Consider the following 18,485-nt stretch of genomic DNA (forward strand, 5'->3'; position numbering starts at 1 on the left):
CGCGTACCCTCGCAGCAGCACCGAGGGCGGCTGGCGTCAGCGCGAACGTGCGCGGCCGGACGTTCGCCCGCGAGCGAATGTCGGCGCGACAGTACGAACCGGAAGTCGCCAGCCGCACGCACGGCACGACGCCGAGCGCAATACGGTGACACATGATCGTCCTTCGAAACGTGACAGGTCGCACACGCCGGCGGCGTGCGCGGGCCACGCGATGCTTGACGGCATCACGGGCATTGACGACGAATCAGGACGCGAACGGAGGGGCGCGCGGTTGCGCGGCCGTGAGCGGCAGCGCGCGGCGCAGGCTGTCGAAGCGGGTCGCTTCGCGATGCTGAATGACGTGCACGTTGGCCGCGAACGTCAGTTCGGGCGCGGGCAGTGCGGGTGTGTGAGCAAGCAGGCTGCAATAGCCGCATGCCTGGAGGTGGGCCGTCAGGCTCTTCTGCGCCGCATCGGCGGCGCGCTTGCCGGTGGCCGGCGCGGCCGTGCAGTAACCGGCCAGCAGCGTATCGACGCGCTGCTGCGTCGCCAGTGCCTGCGAGATCGTCGGCGCGAGCGCCGTCATCAGGATGGCGAGCATCCCGATCAGACTGCCGATCTTCCGGAGGCGACGACTCAGCATGCGATGCGCGGTGACGTACAGGCGACGATGGAGCGGATTATGCCACGCACGTCGATGCGCATGTCGGCACGGACCTGCGGCGTGGCGGCGCGCTACGCGTGCTTCGCCAGGTATTTCGTGATCAGTGTCATCTGCGCCGCCCAGCCCTGGTCGTTCATCTCGCGCGCCTTCGCGCGGCGCGCTTCGATCAACTGGTCGAAGCCCGTTTCGGTGACCGTGAGCAGCGTGCCGCCGGCCTGTGCGGCGAGCGTGAACGTGACGAGCGTCATCGGCTCGGTCGAGTAATCGAAGGTCGGGTCGATCGCGAACGGATGCCAGCGAAACGAGAACAGTTGTTTCGGCTCGACGCGGTCGACGACGATTTCGAACACAGTGCCCGCGTAGGGCTCTTGCGCCTTGGCGACGTCGTCGTCGACGCGGGTCGGCGTGATGCGGCCGAACAGCGGCTGGCCGGCCGCGAACGGGCCGTCGAACGTGACGCCGAACCACTGGCCGAATTCGCCGGAATTGCTGACGGCTTCCCACACGCGGTCGGGCGATGCGTCGAGCTGGGCCTGTTTTTCGATGCGATCGGTTTGCTGGGTCATGACGTTCTCCACTCAGGATCAACCTTTGCAGGACGGCCCGCGCGAGCGCGCCGCGGCTAGTCGAGCATGACCGCGTCGGGCACGTCGAGCACGAGGTCCGACGTCGCGACGGCCACGCACGGCAGCGTATAGCCTTCGGCCTTTTCCTCGCGGCTCAGCCCTGGCCATTCGATCGTGTAGCGTACGCTGCCGCTGACGATCCGGCAAAGGCAGCTTCGGCACGTGCCGTTGCGGCACGAACGCGGCAGCGATACGTGCGCGAACGCGGCGGCTTCGAGCAGCGTCAGTGAATCGGGCGCATCGAAGGTCGCGCCGAGCGGCTCGATGCGCACGAGGGGCAGGTGTTCCGGGTCGGTCATGGCGAAGGCAGGGCGGGCGGCGGTTCGGCGGCAACGCGCCAAGCATACCCGAACGTGCCGGCGGCCGGCGTCGGCCGGCCGCTGGCGTCAATGCCGGCGCAGGTGCCGGTACACGGTATTGCGGGCGAGACCGAGCTCGCGCGCGGCCGCCGATACGTTGCCGCCATGTCGCGCGAGCACGGCGTCGATCACCGCGGCCTGGTGGCTTTGCAGCGTCGTGCCTTCGCGCGTGGCGGCCGATGCGGCCGGCGCTGCGGTGGCGGGCGCTGCCGGTGCGTCGTCGCAATCGAGCCAGAAATCGTCGGGCAAATGGGCGAGCGTGATTTCCGCTTCGTCTTCGGCGAGCATGCCGGCCGTACGCAGCACGTTGGTCATCTGGCGCAGGTTGCCGGGCCAGAGGTGGCGCGTGAACGCGTCGAGCACGTCGGCCGCGATGCGGCGCGGCATCGGTTCGCTGCGCGCGAGCCGCGCGAGAATCCGCTCGACGAGCGCGGGCAGATCGGTGCGTGCGGCGAGCGCCGGCAGCGTGACCGCGAGCCCGTTGATCCGGTAGAACAGGTCTTCGCGGAACGTGCCTTCCGCGATCATCGCGCGCAGGTCGCGGTGCGTCGCGCAGACCACCCGCACGTCGACCGGCACCGCGCGCGCACCGCCGAGCGGCATCACCGCGCGTTCCTGCAGCACGCGCATCAGCCTGACTTGCTGCGCGAGCGGCATGTCGCCGATTTCGTCGAGAAACAGCGTGCCGCCGTCGGCCTGCACGATCTTGCCGGGGCTGCCGCGCTTGCGTGCGCCGGTGAATGCGCCGTCCTCGTAACCGAACAGCTCGGCCTCGATCAGCGAATCGGGCAGCGCCGCGCAGTTGACCGCGACGAACGGGCCGTCCGCGCGCGGCGATGCCTGGTGCAGCGCACGGGCGAGCCATTCCTTGCCGGTGCCGGTCTGGCCGAGGATCAGTAGCGGCAGGTCGCGGCCGCGGATCTTCGCGACGCGTTCGAGCACGGCGGCCATGCGCGCGTCGCCGGTGTCGAGCGTTGCGAACGTGATCGTGTCGGGGTCCGGCGTGCGCACCCGTGCGGCAGGCGCGGGCGGCGTGACGGCGACGGTGGTCTTGTGTGCTTCCGCGAATTCGCAGCGCGCCAGCACGCGTACGCCGGTCGACAGCGTGAGGCGGAACATCGCACCGGGTGCGCGTGCCGCCTGCTGCGCGAGCTGGCCGAAGCGCATGCCGAACAGCGCGTCGCTGGCCTGATGCTGCAGTGCGTCGAACGACGCGCCGAGCTGGAATTGCGCGCTGCGGTTCGCGGCGATCAGCCCGCCGTCGGGGCCGAAGGCGACGAGCCCGGCGAACAGCGAATCGACGCATTCCTCGTGCGCATGAAAGCGCAGCCGCAACGCTTCCGCGCACTGGTTCGCGAACAGGTGGTTCTCGATCAGTTGCGCGGACATCCTTACGAGTGCCAGCGTATGCGGGCTCGAGCCGCGCGGGTCGCCGCTGACGTCGAGCGTGCCGAGCGTGCGGCCGAACGGGTCGAAGATCGGCGCGCACGAGCAGGTGAGGATGTGGTTGGCGCGCAGGAAGTGCTCGGAGCCATGCACTGCGACGGCCTGGCCCGATGCGAGCGCGGTGCCGATCGCGTTGGTGCCGCGCGCGCCTTCCGCCCACGACACGCCGGTGCACAGTGCGACGCGGTTGGCTTTCTCGATGAAGTCCGCGTCGCCGATGCTGTGCAGGATCACGCCGTCGGCGTCGGTCAGCAGCACGAGGCTTTGCGTGTCGGCGATCTGCGCGTGGAGGTTCTCCATCACCGGGCGCGCGTGCGAGAACAGTGCGTGATTCGTGTCGAGCAGTTCGCGCAGTGCGAGGCGCGACAGCGGCGAGAAATCCGGGCGTTCGTGCGCGCGCAGGCCGACCGCGGTCGAACGCGCATGCGCCTGCGCGAGCAGGTCGGTGCGACCCGCGGTGGCGGGCAGCACGAAGGGTTGCGGCATGACTTGTCTCCTGTCGGTCCCAGTTAGCGCTTCAGCGCTTACTGGGACCCCATGCTTCGCGGTCGACCCGAGTTGGCGCTTTAGCGCCTGCTCTGGTCCCATGCTCCGCGGTCGAGCCCGGTGAGCATTTCAACACTCACTCCGGGCCCATGCTCCTCGAAATCGGCCGATCCGGCGCACGCCTCCGCACCGAAATCCTCTACGGATTCCCGCCTTCGCGTGCGGCGCACCATCGGTGTGCGAACGGCAACCATCCGGGTACGCATCATCATACAAGCGCCGCGTACGAAGCGCGACCGCGAACAAAATCCCCTTGCTTTTAAATGCCCGCCTGCAATGATGGAAATGGAACACGCACGCGCCGTGTTCCGCATTGCAACATGCATGCGACGCGACATGCATCCGTTCGGGAGACGCATCATGGTTCGGACGGAACTGAGAGTCGTGCTGGCGGCCATTGCCACCTTCATCATGCTGGGGGGCATCGCCGTGGCGATCCACGGGCTGCTGTTCGATCTGACCGATGCGGTGCGATACGGGGCGGCCGCGATTGCGGTGGGTGCCACGACGGCTGCCATCGCGCTCAACGTCTGGCCGAACGATCCTCACTGACGCCGGTTTCCGAAACGGTGCCGGATGCCGCGCTGATCTGAGGAAATGCGCGTCGTAACGACGCACGCGGAATATTTGTCTCCTGCGCGAAACCGTCTAAAGTGGAAATCAACCGGCATGCATTGCCCGCGCCTATCCCCGCGGGCGGCGCCTCCGCCGGCGAGCCCGCGTACACTTCGTCCGGCCGGTAGCGGACGACGGACGCGGTCATTCGTTTTCTACCGGTCGAGGCGGCTCCCATGCAGATCCATTTCACGAACGAGAAGCCCGAGTATTCGGGGCGCGACCTGATGCTGGCGTTCACGGCGTTGGTCAATGGCGAGCGGGTCCAATGTCAGATCACCGCCGAGGCGCTGGAAGATCACTTCGGCGCGGCGTCGCCGCGCTTCGAGGACATGGTCGGTGCATTCGACCAGCACCGCGATCGTATCGAGGCGGCTGCGCGACGCCTGCTGTCCGAGACGCGCGCGCAGTGCGTGACGCTGCGCAGCGGCTACGTCCGCTTCTATGAGGCCAACTGGCGCGGATGACACGACGTTCGTCTTGCGGCGCGCGTCGCTGAACGCTGCGCATGCGAAGACGTTGCCTTTCACGCAATGCCGTTCGGTGGGGCCGGGCGGCATTTTCGTAGTCGGTACGTTCGTGCGTGCCAGTTCGTCAGGATCGCATAGGAATCGTGCAAAAACAGAAACGCCACCCGAAGGTGGCGTTTTTTCATCGGGCATCATGCCGCGCGCCGAAGCGCCGCCGTCATTCGCTGCCGAGATAGAAGAAGCGGAACAGGAACACGGCTGCGATGAGCCACACGATCGGCTTGACCGAGCGGGCCTGGCCGGTCAGCAGCTTGAGGCCGCCGTACGCGATGAAGCCGAATGCCACGCCGTTCGCGATCGAGTACGTGAACGGCATCAGGAGTGCGGTCAGCGCGGCCGGCACGGCTTCCGTGGCATCGTCCCACGGCACCTCGACCATCTCGCGCAGCATCAGGCACGACACGTACAGCAGCGCCGGTGCCGTCGCGTAGGCCGGCACGACGCCGGCGAGCGGCGCGATGAACAGGCACGCGAGGAACAGCACCGCGACGGTGATGGCCGTCACGCCCGTGCGGCCGCCGGCCTGCACGCCCGACGCGCTTTCGATATACGCGGTGGTCGACGACGTGCCGAGCACCGAGCCCGCGACGATCGCCGTGCTGTCGGCGAGCAGCGCCTTGTTCAGGCGGTTCATCTTGCCTTCGACGAGCAGGCCCGCGCGGTTCGCGACGCCCATCAGCGTGCCCGTCGCGTCGAACAGCTCGACGAGGAAGAACACGAGGATCACGTTGATGATGCCGGTCGACAGCGCGGCGCCGATGTCGAGCTTGAACAGCGTCGCGTCGATCGACGGCGGCGCGGAGAACACGCCGTGGAACTGGTTGTCGCCGAAGAAGAACGACAGGACCGTGACGCCGATGATGCCGATCAGGATCGCACCGCGCACGCGCAGGTGGTCGAGCGTGACGATCGTGAAGAAGCCGACGATCGCGAGGATCGTGTCGTGCTTGTGCAGGTCGCCCAGCGTGACGAGCGTGGCCGGGTTGCCGACGATCACGCCCGACGTCTTCAGCGAGATGATGCCGAGGAACAGGCCGATACCCGCGGTGATCGAGATCCGCAGCGATTTCGGAATGCCGTTGACGATCGCCTCTCGTACGCGGAACAGCGTGACGAGCAGGAACAGGCAGCCGGAGATGAACACCGCGCCGAGCGCGGCCTGCCACGTGAAGCCCATCCCCTTGACCACCGTGTACGCGAAATACGCGTTCAGGCCCATGCCGGGCGCGCATGCGATCGGATAGTTCGCGTACAGCCCCATGATGAGCGACGCCAGCGCCGCGACGAGGCAGGTCGCGACGAACACGGATTCCTTCGGCATGCCGGCGTCGCCGAGGATCGCGGGGTTGACGAAGATGATGTAGGCCATCGTCAGGAACGTGGTGACGCCCGCGAGTATTTCGGTGCGGAAGTCGGTGCCGGCTTCAGCGAAGCCGAAATACCGCTTGATGGATTCCATGAAGGCGTTTCTCCGGTCGGTTGTCGTGTTGCTTGTTGTGCCGAATTGTTGTAAAGGCAGCGCGGCCGGCCTACTGTAACCAGCCACTATTGCCCGGCTATCGGCGGATTGTAATAGCGCGGATAGCTCGGACGATATAGTTGGAGGGCACGATCGAAAGATCGATCGGCTGCCTGCGCGCGAACGGTCTGGCAGCCCGGCCGCGCGACGAAGGCGCGCATTTTACCGGTTCGCGCGGAACGGGCCGGCAGAAATGGCTGAAACGGGAGCGGGATGCGCGAACGACGCCGACGCCGGCCGATGCGTGCGCAACGGCGTGCAAGGCGGCACGCGCGGTCGATCACGCGGCGTGGGTGCGGGACGATGACATCCGACTGAAACGGCGCGCCCGCATGCTGCACGAACGCGGGGCAGGCGGCGCGTGCGCGCGAACGCACGTGCGAGGCCGGTCCGGATGCCCGGCAGCGGCGTGCAGCGGCCATTCGTCAGTCCAGACGGGTGCAGATATCGGGCTATCGTGCGCCGAAGCCGTCCCGCCCGCAACTGTCATTTCGTGATGCGGGGGCGACTGTGGTTTCTGTGTAAAAGATTGCAAGACCCCATCGCGTAAACCGGCAAGTCTTTCTAGGATAGATACACCGCGCATGCACACGCCGGCCAGTAATTGCCGACGCGGGGGAGTCGCAGTCCGTGCAGGCCAGGCGGTGAAGTGCGGTCAAGGCCGTTGCGTGTTCGGGCAGGCACGGCCGCTTGCGATTGCCCGATGCGGGTTCGTCCGTAATCACGGAGGTCAGCATGTTGAACTGGATCAGCCGTTGGGCGATGCGACACGCCCCCACGCCGGAAAAAACCGCTGCGTCGATGCTCGTGACGGCGCGCATGGAACTGTTCGCAGCCGAACAGCGCGTCATCGACGCGAAATTACAAGCGGATTACTGGCGTACACGTGTGTCATTCCTGGAAGAGGTGCAGAAGCAGGGCATCGATCCCTGGGTGACCTCGCAGGCAGCGCAACGTCCCGACCTCGAGTCCACTCCCCGGAGCACGGGCCCGCGTCTCGCCGCCAGCACCTGATGCACCTGCTGCATCCCGTCGCTGCGCACGGCGCGCGATCGGTCGCGGCACGCACTGGCGTGCCGCGTCATTGAAAGCGCACCCGCGATGCGATAGCGCGTCGCGGGTGCGTGCATTTCCTCGATTCAGTCGTTCAGCAACGTTTCTATGGCGGGTGCGGAAACCGCACCGGACGTCATGCGGCCGTTCGCGTTGAACAGCGTCGGCGTGCCGCGCAGGCCCAACGCAAGGCCGAGCGCGCGGATCTGCGCGAGCGGTGCGGCGCACGTGCCGGCGGCAGGTTGCACGTTGTCGATCATCCACGCTTTCCACGCCGCATTCCTGTCATCCGCGCACCAGATGCCGCGCGCATGCGCGGCGGCCTGCGGATGGAGTCCCTCGAGCGGATAGAGGAAAGTGTGAATGGTCACGTTGTCGATCCGTTCAAGCGTGCGCTCCAGTCTTTTGCAATAGGAACAATCCGGGTCGGAGAAGACGTAGAGCGTCCGCTTGCCGTTGCCGCGGACCGTCTGGATCGCGTGGGCGCGCGCCATCGACGCCAGAACCGCGCCGGTGTCGCGCGCCGCAATGCGGGTGCCGGGGGCCAGCGTGATCGCGCCGGAAGACGCCGCTGGCGCGCCGTGACTTGCCGGTGCGGGCGCCGCGTTCACGATGGAGGGGAGGCTCGCGAGCAGGCTCGAAAGCACGGTCAACCGGAGCAGCATTCGTTGTGTCATGTTGATTCGGTATGCGAATAATTGGGGAGATCCGCACACCGCGTACGTACGTGAGAAACGAGTGCGAGTCCGGTTCAGTGCATGCCGTGAACGCGTCGGCGATGCCCGGCCGAGCGGGCATCACGCCGGCTTGCCCGGGCACGCGCACGGCGCTCAGTGGCCGGCTGCTTCCGCGCTTGCCTGGTCGCTCGCCTGGTCGCTGGTCTGTTGCTGGGCAGCGGGCGCGTCGTGGTCAGGATCGTCGCAGGCGACGGCGTTGCCGCTGACGGCGAATGCTGCGGCGAGAGCAAGTATCACTCGGGATGCGTTCATCAGATAATCTCCGGTTTCGATGGTGGGAACGCCTTCTCGGGTGACACAAGGCGTTCGGGATACGTAGTGTGTCCACGCCGCATCGATGCGACCAACTTCCTGAAGAGAATCTCAATACGCGGGTGCTTTCGGTCCCTTGTTCCCGCTGGCGCGAGCGTCGCGTGCGGCTGACGGGCAACGTGCTTGCGCGGCGCGTCGTGTTCTTCGTTCGATTCACTGGACCGGACGGACGGCGCGCAACCTCGAAAAAAGGCCTCGGCCGTTTCCGGCGAGGCCTGGTGTGACGGGCGGCGGTACCCATCGGCGCGCTGACGCGCCGGCGCCATCGATGACGCACCGTTTCGTGCCTGTGCCCGGCGATGGATCGCGATGGCAATGAGCGCGAACACAGGCACGCGAGCGCGTGCGTCGCCGCGCGGCGGCGTCAATGACAATATTCGACGCGGGCGCGGGTCACGCGTCGCGTTGCGCGAGCCCGTTCACGAGCAGCTCGGACAGCAGGCCCGTCATCCCTTCCGGGTGCGTGGCCGCGCGGGCCTTGAGCTGTTCGACGAGGTCGGCATTGAGCTTGCAGGCGAACGGCACGAGGCCCTGTTCCTGGTCGAGCTTGCGCTGCGCGCGGCGGTCGAGCTTGGTGGCTTCTTCGGCGCCCTTGCCGAAACGCGCGGAGCTGGATTGCTTCAGCGCGTGCGTCAGCTTGAGCGCCTTGTTCTTTTCGAGATCGGTTTTCTTCATGGCCATCGCGGCACCTCCGGGAAATGAAGCCGCGATTGTACGCATTTCGGCGGGCGCCGCCCGCCGAGCCGGCAGGAAACCCGTTCAGGCACCCTTCGTCGTGCCCCAGTTGCCGCCGTGCGCGGCCGCCTGCGCGGCCGGCGAGCGGGCGAGATAGGCGAGCGCCTGTTCGGTCGAGCCTTCGTGGTGCGGCGTATAGCCCGGCTTGAAATAGCGCAGCGCCGCGCCGATCACCTTCCAGAACGACGGCAGGTGCCCGCGCCGCGAGCCTTGCCACCACGCGAGCACGAAACCCGGGTAGCGGCCGGCGGCCGGGTCGCGCCGGTACATGAACTTCGCGCCCGTCGTGATGTAGTAGAGCAGCAGCAGGATCACGAACGCCATGTGCACGCAGCGCTCCGGATAGGTGCCGCCCAGGTGCCGGTAGATGTCGAACGCGACCGTGCGGTGCTCGACTTCCTCGGCGCCGTGCCAGCGCAGCAGGTCGACCATCGTCGGGTCGGCACGGCCTTCGTCGAGCCCGTGCGCGTTGAGCACCCAGTTGCCGAGATAGCCGAAGAAATGCTCGAGCGACGCGATCACCGCGAGCTGCTGGCGCAGCCAGAAACGCGTGTGGCCGATCTTCAGCCCGAGCGGCTGTTCGCCGAGCACGCGCGTGAAGAGGCGATTGAGCTTCTGCGTGAACGGCTTCGTGTCGATCCCGTGCCGGTCGTAGTAGTGCTTGAGCACGCCGCCGTGCGAACGCGAATGGACGGCTTCCTGCCGCAGGAAACCTTCGGCCTCGTCGCGCAGGCGCGCATCGGTGATCAGCGGCAACGCCTTGTTGTACACGCGGCAGAACCACAGTTCGCCTTCCGGGAACAGCAGGTTCAGCGTGTTGATGATGTGCGTGCTGCCCGGGTCGTTCGGCACCCAGGTAACCGGCGTGTCGCTGAAGTCGAACTTCACGTGCCGGGCCTTGATCTTGTGATAGTCGGCGGTATCGGTCATCTGTGTCTCCCTGTGCGGCGCGATGCGCCGTCAATGCGATGCCATGCTGACGCGGGCGATCATCCGGCCGAGCCACGGCATGAAGCGGCCGACGAAGCGCATCGCGTGCGCCTCGCCGCCGACCGCGACGACGGGGCGGTTGCGCAGCACGCCGTCGACCATCGCCTGCGCGACGGTTTCGGGCTTCAGGCCGCGCATCTGGTACAGCTTCGTCGCGCGCTTGCGCAGCCGCGCTTCGTCCTGTGCGTTGGCGCCCGCGTATTGCGTCGACGCCATGATTCCGGTCTCCGCGAAGCCGGGGCACACGGCCGTCACGCCGATGCCTTGTTCCGCGAGTTCCGCGCGCATGCATTCGCTGAGCATCAGCACGGCAGCCTTCGTCGTCGCATACGCGGGCAGGTCGCGCGACGGCCCGAACGCGGCGGCCGACGCGGTGTTGACGATGTGCCCGCCGGTGCCGCGCGCGGCCATCTGCTGCGCGAACAGCCGCGAGCCGTGGATCACGCCCCACAGGTTCACGTGCAGGATGCGTTCCCAGTGCCGCGTGCTCGTGTCGAGGATGCCGCCGGCCATGCCGATGCCCGCGTTGTTGATCACGACGTCCGCGCCGCCGAGTTCGCTGCCGACCCACGTCGCCAGCGCTTCCATTTCATCGGCGGACCCGACGTCGACCCGCTTCGCGTGCGCTTGCGCACCGATGAGCCCGATCAGCAGCGCGGTGCGTTCGGCGCTCGCGAGATCGATGTCGCACGCGACGATCGTCGCGCCTTCGCGGGCGAACGCGAGCGCCGCACAGCGGCCGATGCCGCTGCCCGCGCCGGTCACCACCGCGACCTTGCCGCTGAAGCGGCCGCTCGTGGCGCGGCGGCGCGCGTTCGCGAGCGCGGGCGGTTCATTGCCCGATTCGACCGCGTCGATCAGTTGCCCGGCGAGCGCCGCGAAGCGCGCCGGATCGGCGAGCGGCAGCCAGTGGCCGGCCGCGACTTCACGGCGGTAGTACTGCGGCACCCAGCGCGACAGGTTCTCGGACAGCGCCGGGCTTACGTATTTGTCGCCGAGCGGCACGATCGTCTGCACCGGCGCATGCGCGTGGCGTTCGCGCGGCGCGAACAGGCAGCGGATGAAGTTCGCGCGATACAGGCGCACACCGCGCGCGCCGTCGTCGGCTTGCGTCGGGCGCGGCATGACGGGCGTCTTCTCGAGCCGGCGCAGCAGGCGCGGCCATGCGCGGCCGAGCCACAGCCGCCAGCCGAGTTCGGGGATGAACGGCAGGTGGAACAGGTACACGTACCACGACCGCGCGAGCTGGCCGCCGAGCTTGCCGAGCGACGCGGGTGTCGGGTGCAGCACGCGTTCGCGCAGCCAGAAGCCGACGTGGTCGAGGCACGGCCCCGAGCACGACGTGTACGACGCGATGCGGCCGGCGAGGCGCGGATCGGTGACGAATTCCCAGCCCTGGATCGAGCCCCAGTCGTGCGCGACCAGGTGCACGGCGCGGCCGGGGCAGAGCGCGTCGATCACCGCGACGAAGTCGTCGGTCAGCTTCGCGAGGTGGTAGTCGGCCGTGCGCTTCGGCACGCCGGACAGGCCCGCGCCGCGCACGTCGTACGCGATCACGTACGACGTGCGCGCGAGCAGCGGCGCGACGTGCTGCCAGACGCTGCTGTCGTCGGGGTAGCCGTGCACGAGCACGACCGGCGAGCGGGCCGGGTCGCCCCAGGTCTTGACCGCGAGCGTCAGGTCGCCGGAGGCGACCGCCGTTTCGCTGTGAACCGATTCGAACAGGGCCAGCGGTGCTTCGTCGGAAAGAGGCTGCATCGTGAGTCCGTCGTTCAGGGAGTCGGGAGGATGGGCGCGTTCGGGTCAGGCGGCGGCCGGCACGGTCGCGACGGCCTGCATCCGCTCGGCCTGGCGGCGCTGCCAGCGGCGCACGTGCGGCAGGTCTTCGTCGAGCCAGTACGCGTCGTCTTCGGTGATGACGAGCAGCTCTTCGAATTTCGCGCCGACGCCGGCGAAGCCGAGATGCGGCTCGACGGCCCACAGGCCCGGCACCGGCGCATGCTCGGAGCGGCGGTCGATCGACCACAGCGGCGACCAGCCTTGCTGCTTCGCCGCGCGGCCCTGGTCAAGCAGCAGGTTGCGCGTCGCGTTCAGCCCGAAGCGCGCGACGAAGCGCGGCTTCGACAGCTTGTGGATCTTCGCGACGCGGTGCGCGAGCACCTTGAACGGATAGGCCTTGTGGCGCGGCTCGACACCCTGGCGGCGGCACAGCGCGTCGACTTCCTGCGCGACCTCGGCCATCGGCCGGCGCGCCTTCACGAGCCGCACGATCATGTCGCGGTGATCGATCAAATCGTCCTGCAGCTGTTCGAGGATCGGGTTGTGGCCGAGGCAGTGCGCGTAGCCAACGTCGGCCACGATGCCGTCGAGCACCGGCGCGACGTCGAGGATCACCGGCATGTCGGTTTCGAGCTGCCGGTTGCTCGGGAAGAACGCGAGATTGAAGCCGCCCAGGTGCTTGAGGCCCGAGAAGCCCTCGAACGCGGTGCGGTCGCCGAACCACGCGAACGGCTTGTGCAGCCAGTCGTGCACGCCGTTGTCCTGCAGCCATTCGGTCAGCAGGCGCGCGGCTTCCTTTTCGGTGATGCCGGGGTAGAGCATCGCGCCGACGGTTTCGACGCAGCGGTACGCCAGCTGCTGGACCGCGCGGAATTGCGGCAGCTCGTCGAGGTGGACTTCCGGCAGCGGGGGATGGTCGGCCATGATGCGTCTCCGTTGGGGGTGCTGATCCGGAATGCGCCCGCCGGCATCACCGGCGCGGGTTATTCAGTCAGCATTTAATGTGTCATTGAGCGATGTAAAGATCATAGACGGTTCCGGGACGCGCGCCAGCCCCCGAGGGTGAGGATTTGTCCTAATGAAGGGCCGAAGTGGAGTGGAAACTCTAGATTTCCGGAAGTTGGGCCGGACGGCCCCCTGCGCAGCCGTCCGGGTCGGGACACTGACCGGGATTGTCACGCGCCGTCTTCCGGCGCCGGCCCGGATGGCCGCGTGCGCGGCCGCCTTGCGACGGCGCGACATGTCGCGCCGGATCAACTCCCCGTCGTGTCGCGACGTGACGCTGTCAAATTGCCGAAATAATTTCGTCACATCATTCGCCCCCGGTTCGGAGCCGTCCCGGCTTCGCCGCGCCGATCAGCGGCCGGTGCGCGGTGAGCCGCGCGGGATAGCGACTGAAACCGATTCGACATTTCCAGGGAGAGAGACCATGCAACGCCGCCAGTTCATGAATACCCTTGCCGCGGCGACCGCCGCGACATCGCTGATGCTCAAGGCCGGCACGGCCGGCGCGAAGAGCGCAGCCGTGCCGGATGCGCTGGACCCGGGCCGCTGGTCGCCGTTCAACGCCGCGCGCCTGCAGGCGGTGCTCGACCAGCATGGCGTCGCGAGCGCGCACTACGACGACAAGCGCCGCCCGTACGCGGTGTTCGACTGGGACAACACGTGCATCATGAACGACTGCGAAGAGGCGCTGCTGATGTACCAGATCAACCATCTGCAGTACAAACTGACGCCAGCCGAATTCGTCGACGTGATGTGGAAGGACGTGCCGAAGGGCGCCTTCATGAAGGACTACGCGACGGTGGACGGCAAGCCGGTGACGATGGAAGACCTCGCGGCCGACGTCGAATCCGACTATCGCTGGCTTTACGCGAACTACCAGGGATTCGGGGGCGACAAGAGCCTCGACGAGATTCGCGAGACCGATCAGTTCAAGGATTTCCGCGCGAAGCTGTACTTCATGTACGACGCGATCTGCGACACGCATCCGCTTGAGATCGGCTACAAGTGGATCATCTATTTCTACAAGAATATGACGACCGCCGAGCTGCAGGCGATGGCGGAAGCGTCGAACAACTACGGCATCGGCGATGCGTTGCGCAAGGTCCGTTACGAAAGCCCGAAGACGCTGCCGGGCAAGGCCGGCGTGGTGGCCGACACGCATTTCCACGGCATTCGCATTCACGAGGAAATCCGCGCGGTGATGCATACGCTGCGCGCCAACGGCATCGACGTGTACGTCAGCACGGCATCGCTCGATGATGTCGTGCGTGTGTTCGCCGGCAATCCGAACTATGGCTACGGCGTGCCGCCCGGGAACGTGATCGGCTTGCGTCTCGACATGCGGGACGGCAAGTACACGAGCACGTATCCGGCCGGCTGGCATTTCAACTGGGGGCCCGGCAAGACGGTGGGCATCCGCAACGTCCTTGCGTCGAAGAAGGGTTATGGCCCGCTGCTGGTGTTCGGCGACAGCGACGGCGACGCGTGGATGCTGCGCGACTTCAAGGACACCGCGGCCGGCGTGATCGTCAACCGGATGAAGAAGGGCGAGATCGGCGCGGACAGCAAACTCGCGGCCGAACAGATCGGCAAGTCGGACGCGCGCTTCCTGCTGCAGGGCCGCGACGAGCACACGGGCCTGATGATCCCGGACGAGAAGTCGATCAAGTACGGCAAGACCGAGCGCAAGCTGCTGGCTTGACGCGCGCCGGGCGCTGGACGCTGGGCGGTTGCGGCCCAGCGTCCAGCGGAATCGACTGCCGCGCCGCGCGGGCCGGAAACGAGCGTCTCAGCGCTCGCGTGGCGCGCCCAACCGCTCCAGCAACGCCCCCAGCAGATCGACCGGGAGCGGAAACAGCAGTTCGCCTTCCGTACGAGAGGCGGGGATCGGCGCGGCGCGCGTGCACGGTCGACCGCGAGTGGGCGCGTCGTGGAATCCGGAAATGGGTCGGAACAGGAAGTAGGCCTGGAAATAAAAAAGGACGCTTGCGCGTCCTTTTGCCGTCTGAAGTGTTGCGCATCGTCGAGAGGCGTCCCCAGCGTTTTCATCGAGGATGCTAGCGAAGTATCGACGGGATGTCAAAAGGCCTCGCGCCGAAAACGGTGCAGCGCGTTGCATCCGCCCTGAACTCACTGCCACGCCGGCGTCGCATGCCAATCGGTCGTGAAGCCGAGATGTGTCGCCGGGTCCACGTGCTCACACCCCGTCAACGTTGCTCGCAAGGTTTCGCGCCATTCGCCGCCATGACCGAGCGGGTCGAGCAGGGCCTTCATCATCGTCGCGCGGGCGTAGAACGTCTCGGGGCGGGGCATTTCCGGGGCATATCGGACAAGACTTCGCCCGGCTGGCTTGGCGGGGGGCGATACCGTCAGCTTCATTCCCCAAAGCCGAGCGTGGTGAGCGCACGCATTGCGCAAGTCGGTGAGCGATTGCAGCCAGCTGGTGAGCACCGTATCCGGGATGTCCGGCCACACGTGGCGCCCGGCGACCTTCCGGTCGTGAGTCGAGAGCGCGCTGAAGATCCGGGACAACGCGCCCAGGCTCAACCGCTCACAGACCAGCCAGATCGGCGGCAGGTCGGGGCTGGCGTAGGTTCGATAGTAGTGAGTCAGTGCCGAGCCTTTCCGCGTTTCGCATTCCCGGGCGATCTGATCCAGAATGCGCGCGTAGTGGCGCAGGTCGGCGAAACGGTCCCGCTCGACATACCAGTGGCTGCCGTAGTCGATTGCGAGGGGATTGCTCAGTGCAGCGCGCAACGCAACCTCGATGCGCTCGATCGCGTCCATCGTGACCGAGCGCAGACGTCGATCGAAGGCGTAGAGTTCAACGACGTCGGAGAAACGGGTTCGAGGCCAGAACCGCTTGGTGGCGGGGTTCTGAAACCGGCGCATGTAGACCAGCAGCCGGAAATGGCCGATCGACCGAAGCATTCGCAAATTCGCGGGACGATCGTCGATGCGCAGGCCGCGCTGCCACAGTCGATGCAGTGTCTCCTCGGCACTGAGGGCCACCTTGGCATAGGCCCTGGTTGGCGTTGCCGATACTGTCTTCCTTGTCCGAGTCTTGCCCATCGTCGATCCGTACTGCCATGCATGCGGATCTCGTTGTATACGCCAACGGAGCGTGAGCTGCCATCTTCCATACCATTTGGCCGATGAGGTTGCGCCGGTCGCTATCGAGCCTGTCGTCCCTCGCTCGGCGGGTCCTGGGGTATCCGAATGTCTGCCTCACCCCTCCCGCTTCCCCCCCAACCGCTCCAGCAACGCCCCCAGCAGATCGACCGGCAGCGGAAACACGATCGTCGAGTTCTTGTCCGCCGCGATCGTCGTCAGCGTCTGCAGGTAGCGCAGCTGCATCGCCTGCGGCTGCAGCGCGAGCCGTTGCGCGGCCTGCAGCAGTTTCTCCGACGCCTGCAGTTCGCCTTCCGCATGAATCACCTTCGCGCGCCGCTCGCGCTCGGCCTCGGCCTGCCGCGCGATCGCGCGGATCATCGTCTCGTTCAGGTCGACGTGCTTGATCTCGACCGTCGACACCTTGATCCCCCACGCATCGGTCTGCGCGTCGAGCGTCTTCTGGATGTCGGCGTTCAATTGCTCGCGCTCGGCGAGCAGCGCGTCGAGTTCGTGCTTGCCGAGCACCGCGCGCAGCGTCGTCTGCGCGAGCTGGCTCGTCGCCTCGAAGAAGCGCGCCACCTGGATCACGGCCTTCTCCGGATCGACCACGCGGAAATACACGACCGCATTGACCTTCACCGACACGTTGTCGCGCGTGATCACGTCCTGTGCGGGCACGTCGAACACGACGGTGCGCAGGTCGATCCGCACGACCTGCTGGACGATCGGGATGATCAGCACGAGCCCCGGCCCCTTCACCTTCCAGAAGCGGCCGAGCATGAACACCACGCCGCGCTCGTACTCGCGGAAGATGCGGATCGACGACGCGACGAGCACCACGACGAAGACGATCAGGATGCTGCTGAAGCCGAACGTGAAACCGATCATGAAGGTTCTCCCTGGTGTTGTTCTCGATGGGGTTCCTGCCCCGGCACGTCGTAGAGCGGGGCGACGGTGAGCAGCAGCCCGTGGCGGCCGGTGACGCGCACGCGGCAGCCCGCGGCAAGCGGCGCACTGCTGGCCACGCGCCAGCGCTCGCCGCGCACGCGCGCCCAGCCGGCGGCGGACGGCGCGGCGCCGGCCGCAGCGTGCGGCTGGTCGGCCAGCAGGCCGTCGTCGAGCACCTCGCCGATGCTGCCGACCATCGCCTCGGCGCCCGTCACGACCGGGCGGCGGCGCGCGCGCAGCGCGACGCTCGATACGCCCGCGACGAGCAGCCCGCCGCCGAGCGCGAGACTCGCGATCACGGGCCACGGAATCCCGTAGCCGGGCACGTCGGTGTCGATCAGCATCAGCGCGCCGATCGTGAACGACACGATCCCGCCGAACCCGAGCACGCCGAAGGTCGGCAGGAACGCCTCGGCGACCAGGCAGCCGAGACCGAGCAGCACGAGGCCGAGGCCCGCATAGCTGATCGGCAGCAGTTGCATCGCGAACAGCCCGACCAGCAGGCAGATCGTGCCGGCGACGCCCGGCAGCACGAAGCCGGGGTTCGCGAACTCGAAGAACAGGCCGTAGATGCCGATCGTCAGCAGGATCAGCGCGACGTTCGGGTCGGCAATGATCGCCAGGAAGCGGCTGCGCCAGTCGGGCTCGACCACGACGAGCGGCGCATGCGCGGTCGCGAGCCGCACCGTGCCGGCGGTGGTCGTCGCGCTATGGCCGTCGAGCTGGCGGGCGAGATCGGCCGGATCCTGCGCGATCAGGTCGACCACATGCTGCGCGCGCGCCTCGCTCGCCGACAGGCTCACGGCCTCGCGCACCGCGCGCTCGGCCCATTCGGCATTGCGCCCGCGCAGTTGCGCGAGGCCGCGGATATACGCGGAGGCGTCCTGCATTGCCTTGCGGATCTCGGTCGATTGCGTATCGGTCGGCAGCGCGGCTTGCGAAGCGGCCGCATCGGACGCCCCCGACGCCCCCGAGGTGCCGCCCGGCATCCGCGGTGCCGCAGGATTCCCGCCCGGCGGCGCGGCGCCGCCGATGCCGAACTGCACGGGCGACGCCGCGCCGAGATTGGTGCCGGGCGCCATTGCCGCGAAGTGGCTGGCATAGACGATGTAGGTGCCCGCGCTCGCGGCCCGCGCGCCGCCCGGCGCGACGAACGCGGCGACCGGCACCGGCGAGCCGAGGATGGCCTTGATGATCTGCCGCATCGACGTGTCGAGGCCGCCGGGCGTGTCGAGCTGCAGGATCGCGAGCGGCGCGTGCTGGCGGGCCGCGCGGTCGAGCGAGCGCACGATGAAATCGGCGCTGGCCGGGCCGATCGCGCCGTTGATCGGGATCACGACCACCGGGCGGGCGGCGGCGGGGGCTTCGGCAGGCGACGGTGCAGCGACAGCGGCGCACACGACGAGCAGCGCCGCGAACAGCGCGGCGCGCGCGACCCGCGCGGACAGCGGGTGACGAGGGTGGCCGCCGGGCGTGGCAGGCGCCGGCGACGGCCCGTGACGATGAAAGTGCATCGCGGCGTCCGGGC

The 18,485-nt window shown here is 67.5% G+C and carries 19 protein-coding genes; 5 read left to right on the plus strand and 14 right to left on the minus strand.

Going from position 1 to position 18,485, the window contains the following annotated elements; genetic code table 11:
• Positions 1-244 precede the first annotated feature (244 nt).
• The 4 genes from LGM56_RS01650 to LGM56_RS01665 form a co-directional block, all read right to left on the minus strand.
• Positions 245-622 carry a DUF2946 domain-containing protein gene (locus LGM56_RS01650; protein WP_226202378.1) on the minus strand — a complete coding sequence of 126 codons (378 nt, stop codon included), beginning with the start codon at positions 620-622 and terminating at the stop codon, positions 245-247.
• Between the two features lie 92 nt (positions 623-714).
• Positions 715-1,209, minus strand: coding sequence for an SRPBCC family protein (locus LGM56_RS01655; protein WP_089496416.1), 495 nt, complete (start codon positions 1,207-1,209; stop codon positions 715-717).
• 56 nt (positions 1,210-1,265) lie between these two features.
• Positions 1,266-1,568, minus strand: a complete 303-nt coding sequence (locus LGM56_RS01660) for a 2Fe-2S iron-sulfur cluster-binding protein (RefSeq protein ID WP_089496417.1) — start codon at positions 1,566-1,568, stop codon at positions 1,266-1,268.
• 87 nt (positions 1,569-1,655) lie between these two features.
• The gene (locus LGM56_RS01665) at positions 1,656-3,560 is read right to left on the minus strand and encodes a sigma-54-dependent Fis family transcriptional regulator (RefSeq protein WP_226202380.1); all 1,905 of its coding nucleotides are present in this window, start codon (positions 3,558-3,560) and stop codon (positions 1,656-1,658) included.
• Positions 3,561-3,896: 336 nt separating this feature from the next.
• On the opposite strand from LGM56_RS01665, the gene LGM56_RS01670 reads away from it, so the two are divergent.
• Positions 3,897-4,172 (plus strand): DUF2964 domain-containing protein, encoded by a 276-nt coding sequence (locus LGM56_RS01670; RefSeq protein WP_264163869.1) that lies wholly within the window; start codon positions 3,897-3,899, stop codon positions 4,170-4,172.
• A 239-nt stretch (positions 4,173-4,411) separates the two neighbouring features.
• Positions 4,412-4,702, plus strand: coding sequence for a DUF1488 domain-containing protein (locus tag LGM56_RS01675; RefSeq protein ID WP_039366385.1), 291 nt, complete (start codon positions 4,412-4,414; stop codon positions 4,700-4,702).
• Between the two features lie 220 nt (positions 4,703-4,922).
• Here LGM56_RS01675 and LGM56_RS01680 read toward each other — a convergent pair whose 3' ends face one another.
• Positions 4,923-6,224 (minus strand): NCS2 family permease, encoded by a 1,302-nt coding sequence (locus LGM56_RS01680; protein WP_089462214.1) that lies wholly within the window; start codon positions 6,222-6,224, stop codon positions 4,923-4,925.
• 140 nt (positions 6,225-6,364) lie between these two features.
• On the opposite strand from LGM56_RS01680, the gene LGM56_RS01685 reads away from it, so the two are divergent.
• Both LGM56_RS01685 and LGM56_RS01690 read left to right on the plus strand, forming a co-directional pair.
• Positions 6,365-6,781: a hypothetical protein gene (locus tag LGM56_RS01685; RefSeq protein WP_226202384.1), complete on the plus strand. Its 417-nt coding sequence runs from the start codon at positions 6,365-6,367 to the stop codon at positions 6,779-6,781.
• Positions 6,782-7,019: 238 nt separating this feature from the next.
• Entirely contained in the window at positions 7,020-7,298 is a 279-nt protein-coding gene (locus tag LGM56_RS01690) for a hypothetical protein (protein ID WP_011354312.1), read from the plus strand.
• Positions 7,299-7,423: 125 nt separating this feature from the next.
• On the opposite strand, the gene LGM56_RS01695 is transcribed toward LGM56_RS01690, so the two are convergent.
• The 6 genes from LGM56_RS01695 to LGM56_RS01720 form a co-directional block, all read right to left on the minus strand.
• Positions 7,424-8,014 carry a DsbC family protein gene (locus LGM56_RS01695; RefSeq protein WP_226202386.1) on the minus strand — a complete coding sequence of 197 codons (591 nt, stop codon included), beginning with the start codon at positions 8,012-8,014 and terminating at the stop codon, positions 7,424-7,426.
• Positions 8,015-8,167: 153 nt separating this feature from the next.
• Positions 8,168-8,326: a hypothetical protein gene (locus LGM56_RS01700; RefSeq protein ID WP_179250180.1), complete on the minus strand. Its 159-nt coding sequence runs from the start codon at positions 8,324-8,326 to the stop codon at positions 8,168-8,170.
• 453 nt (positions 8,327-8,779) lie between these two features.
• The gene (locus LGM56_RS01705) at positions 8,780-9,067 is read right to left on the minus strand and encodes a hypothetical protein (RefSeq protein ID WP_089426937.1); all 288 of its coding nucleotides are present in this window, start codon (positions 9,065-9,067) and stop codon (positions 8,780-8,782) included.
• Between the two features lie 78 nt (positions 9,068-9,145).
• A complete protein-coding gene (locus LGM56_RS01710; RefSeq protein WP_175240183.1) occupies positions 9,146-10,051 on the minus strand; it encodes a metal-dependent hydrolase in 906 nt (301 codons plus the stop codon).
• A 30-nt stretch (positions 10,052-10,081) separates the two neighbouring features.
• On the minus strand, positions 10,082-11,869 hold the full coding sequence (locus LGM56_RS01715; protein ID WP_226202388.1) for an SDR family oxidoreductase: 1,788 nt from the start codon (positions 11,867-11,869) through the stop codon (positions 10,082-10,084).
• 45 nt (positions 11,870-11,914) lie between these two features.
• Positions 11,915-12,814 (minus strand): M24 family metallopeptidase, encoded by a 900-nt coding sequence (locus tag LGM56_RS01720; RefSeq protein ID WP_226202390.1) that lies wholly within the window; start codon positions 12,812-12,814, stop codon positions 11,915-11,917.
• Between the two features lie 505 nt (positions 12,815-13,319).
• Here LGM56_RS01720 and LGM56_RS01725 point away from each other — a divergent pair.
• Positions 13,320-14,597, plus strand: coding sequence for a haloacid dehalogenase-like hydrolase (locus LGM56_RS01725; protein ID WP_089441870.1), 1,278 nt, complete (start codon positions 13,320-13,322; stop codon positions 14,595-14,597).
• A gap of 428 nt (positions 14,598-15,025) precedes the next feature.
• On the opposite strand, the gene LGM56_RS01730 is transcribed toward LGM56_RS01725, so the two are convergent.
• From LGM56_RS01730 to LGM56_RS01740, 3 genes are all read right to left on the minus strand, one after another.
• Positions 15,026-15,967, minus strand: coding sequence for an Abi family protein (locus LGM56_RS01730; RefSeq protein ID WP_226202392.1), 942 nt, complete (start codon positions 15,965-15,967; stop codon positions 15,026-15,028).
• Positions 15,968-16,123: 156 nt separating this feature from the next.
• Positions 16,124-16,897: a slipin family protein gene (locus LGM56_RS01735; protein ID WP_039366413.1), complete on the minus strand. Its 774-nt coding sequence runs from the start codon at positions 16,895-16,897 to the stop codon at positions 16,124-16,126.
• Positions 16,894-18,471 carry an NfeD family protein gene (locus LGM56_RS01740; protein WP_226202394.1) on the minus strand — a complete coding sequence of 526 codons (1,578 nt, stop codon included), beginning with the start codon at positions 18,469-18,471 and terminating at the stop codon, positions 16,894-16,896. The genes LGM56_RS01735 and LGM56_RS01740 overlap by 4 nt, the downstream gene beginning before the upstream one ends.
• Positions 18,472-18,485 lie beyond the last annotated feature (14 nt).

It is taken from the genome of Burkholderia sp. AU38729 (assembly GCF_020419725.1).
In the GTDB taxonomy this organism is placed as follows: domain Bacteria; phylum Pseudomonadota; class Gammaproteobacteria; order Burkholderiales; family Burkholderiaceae; genus Burkholderia.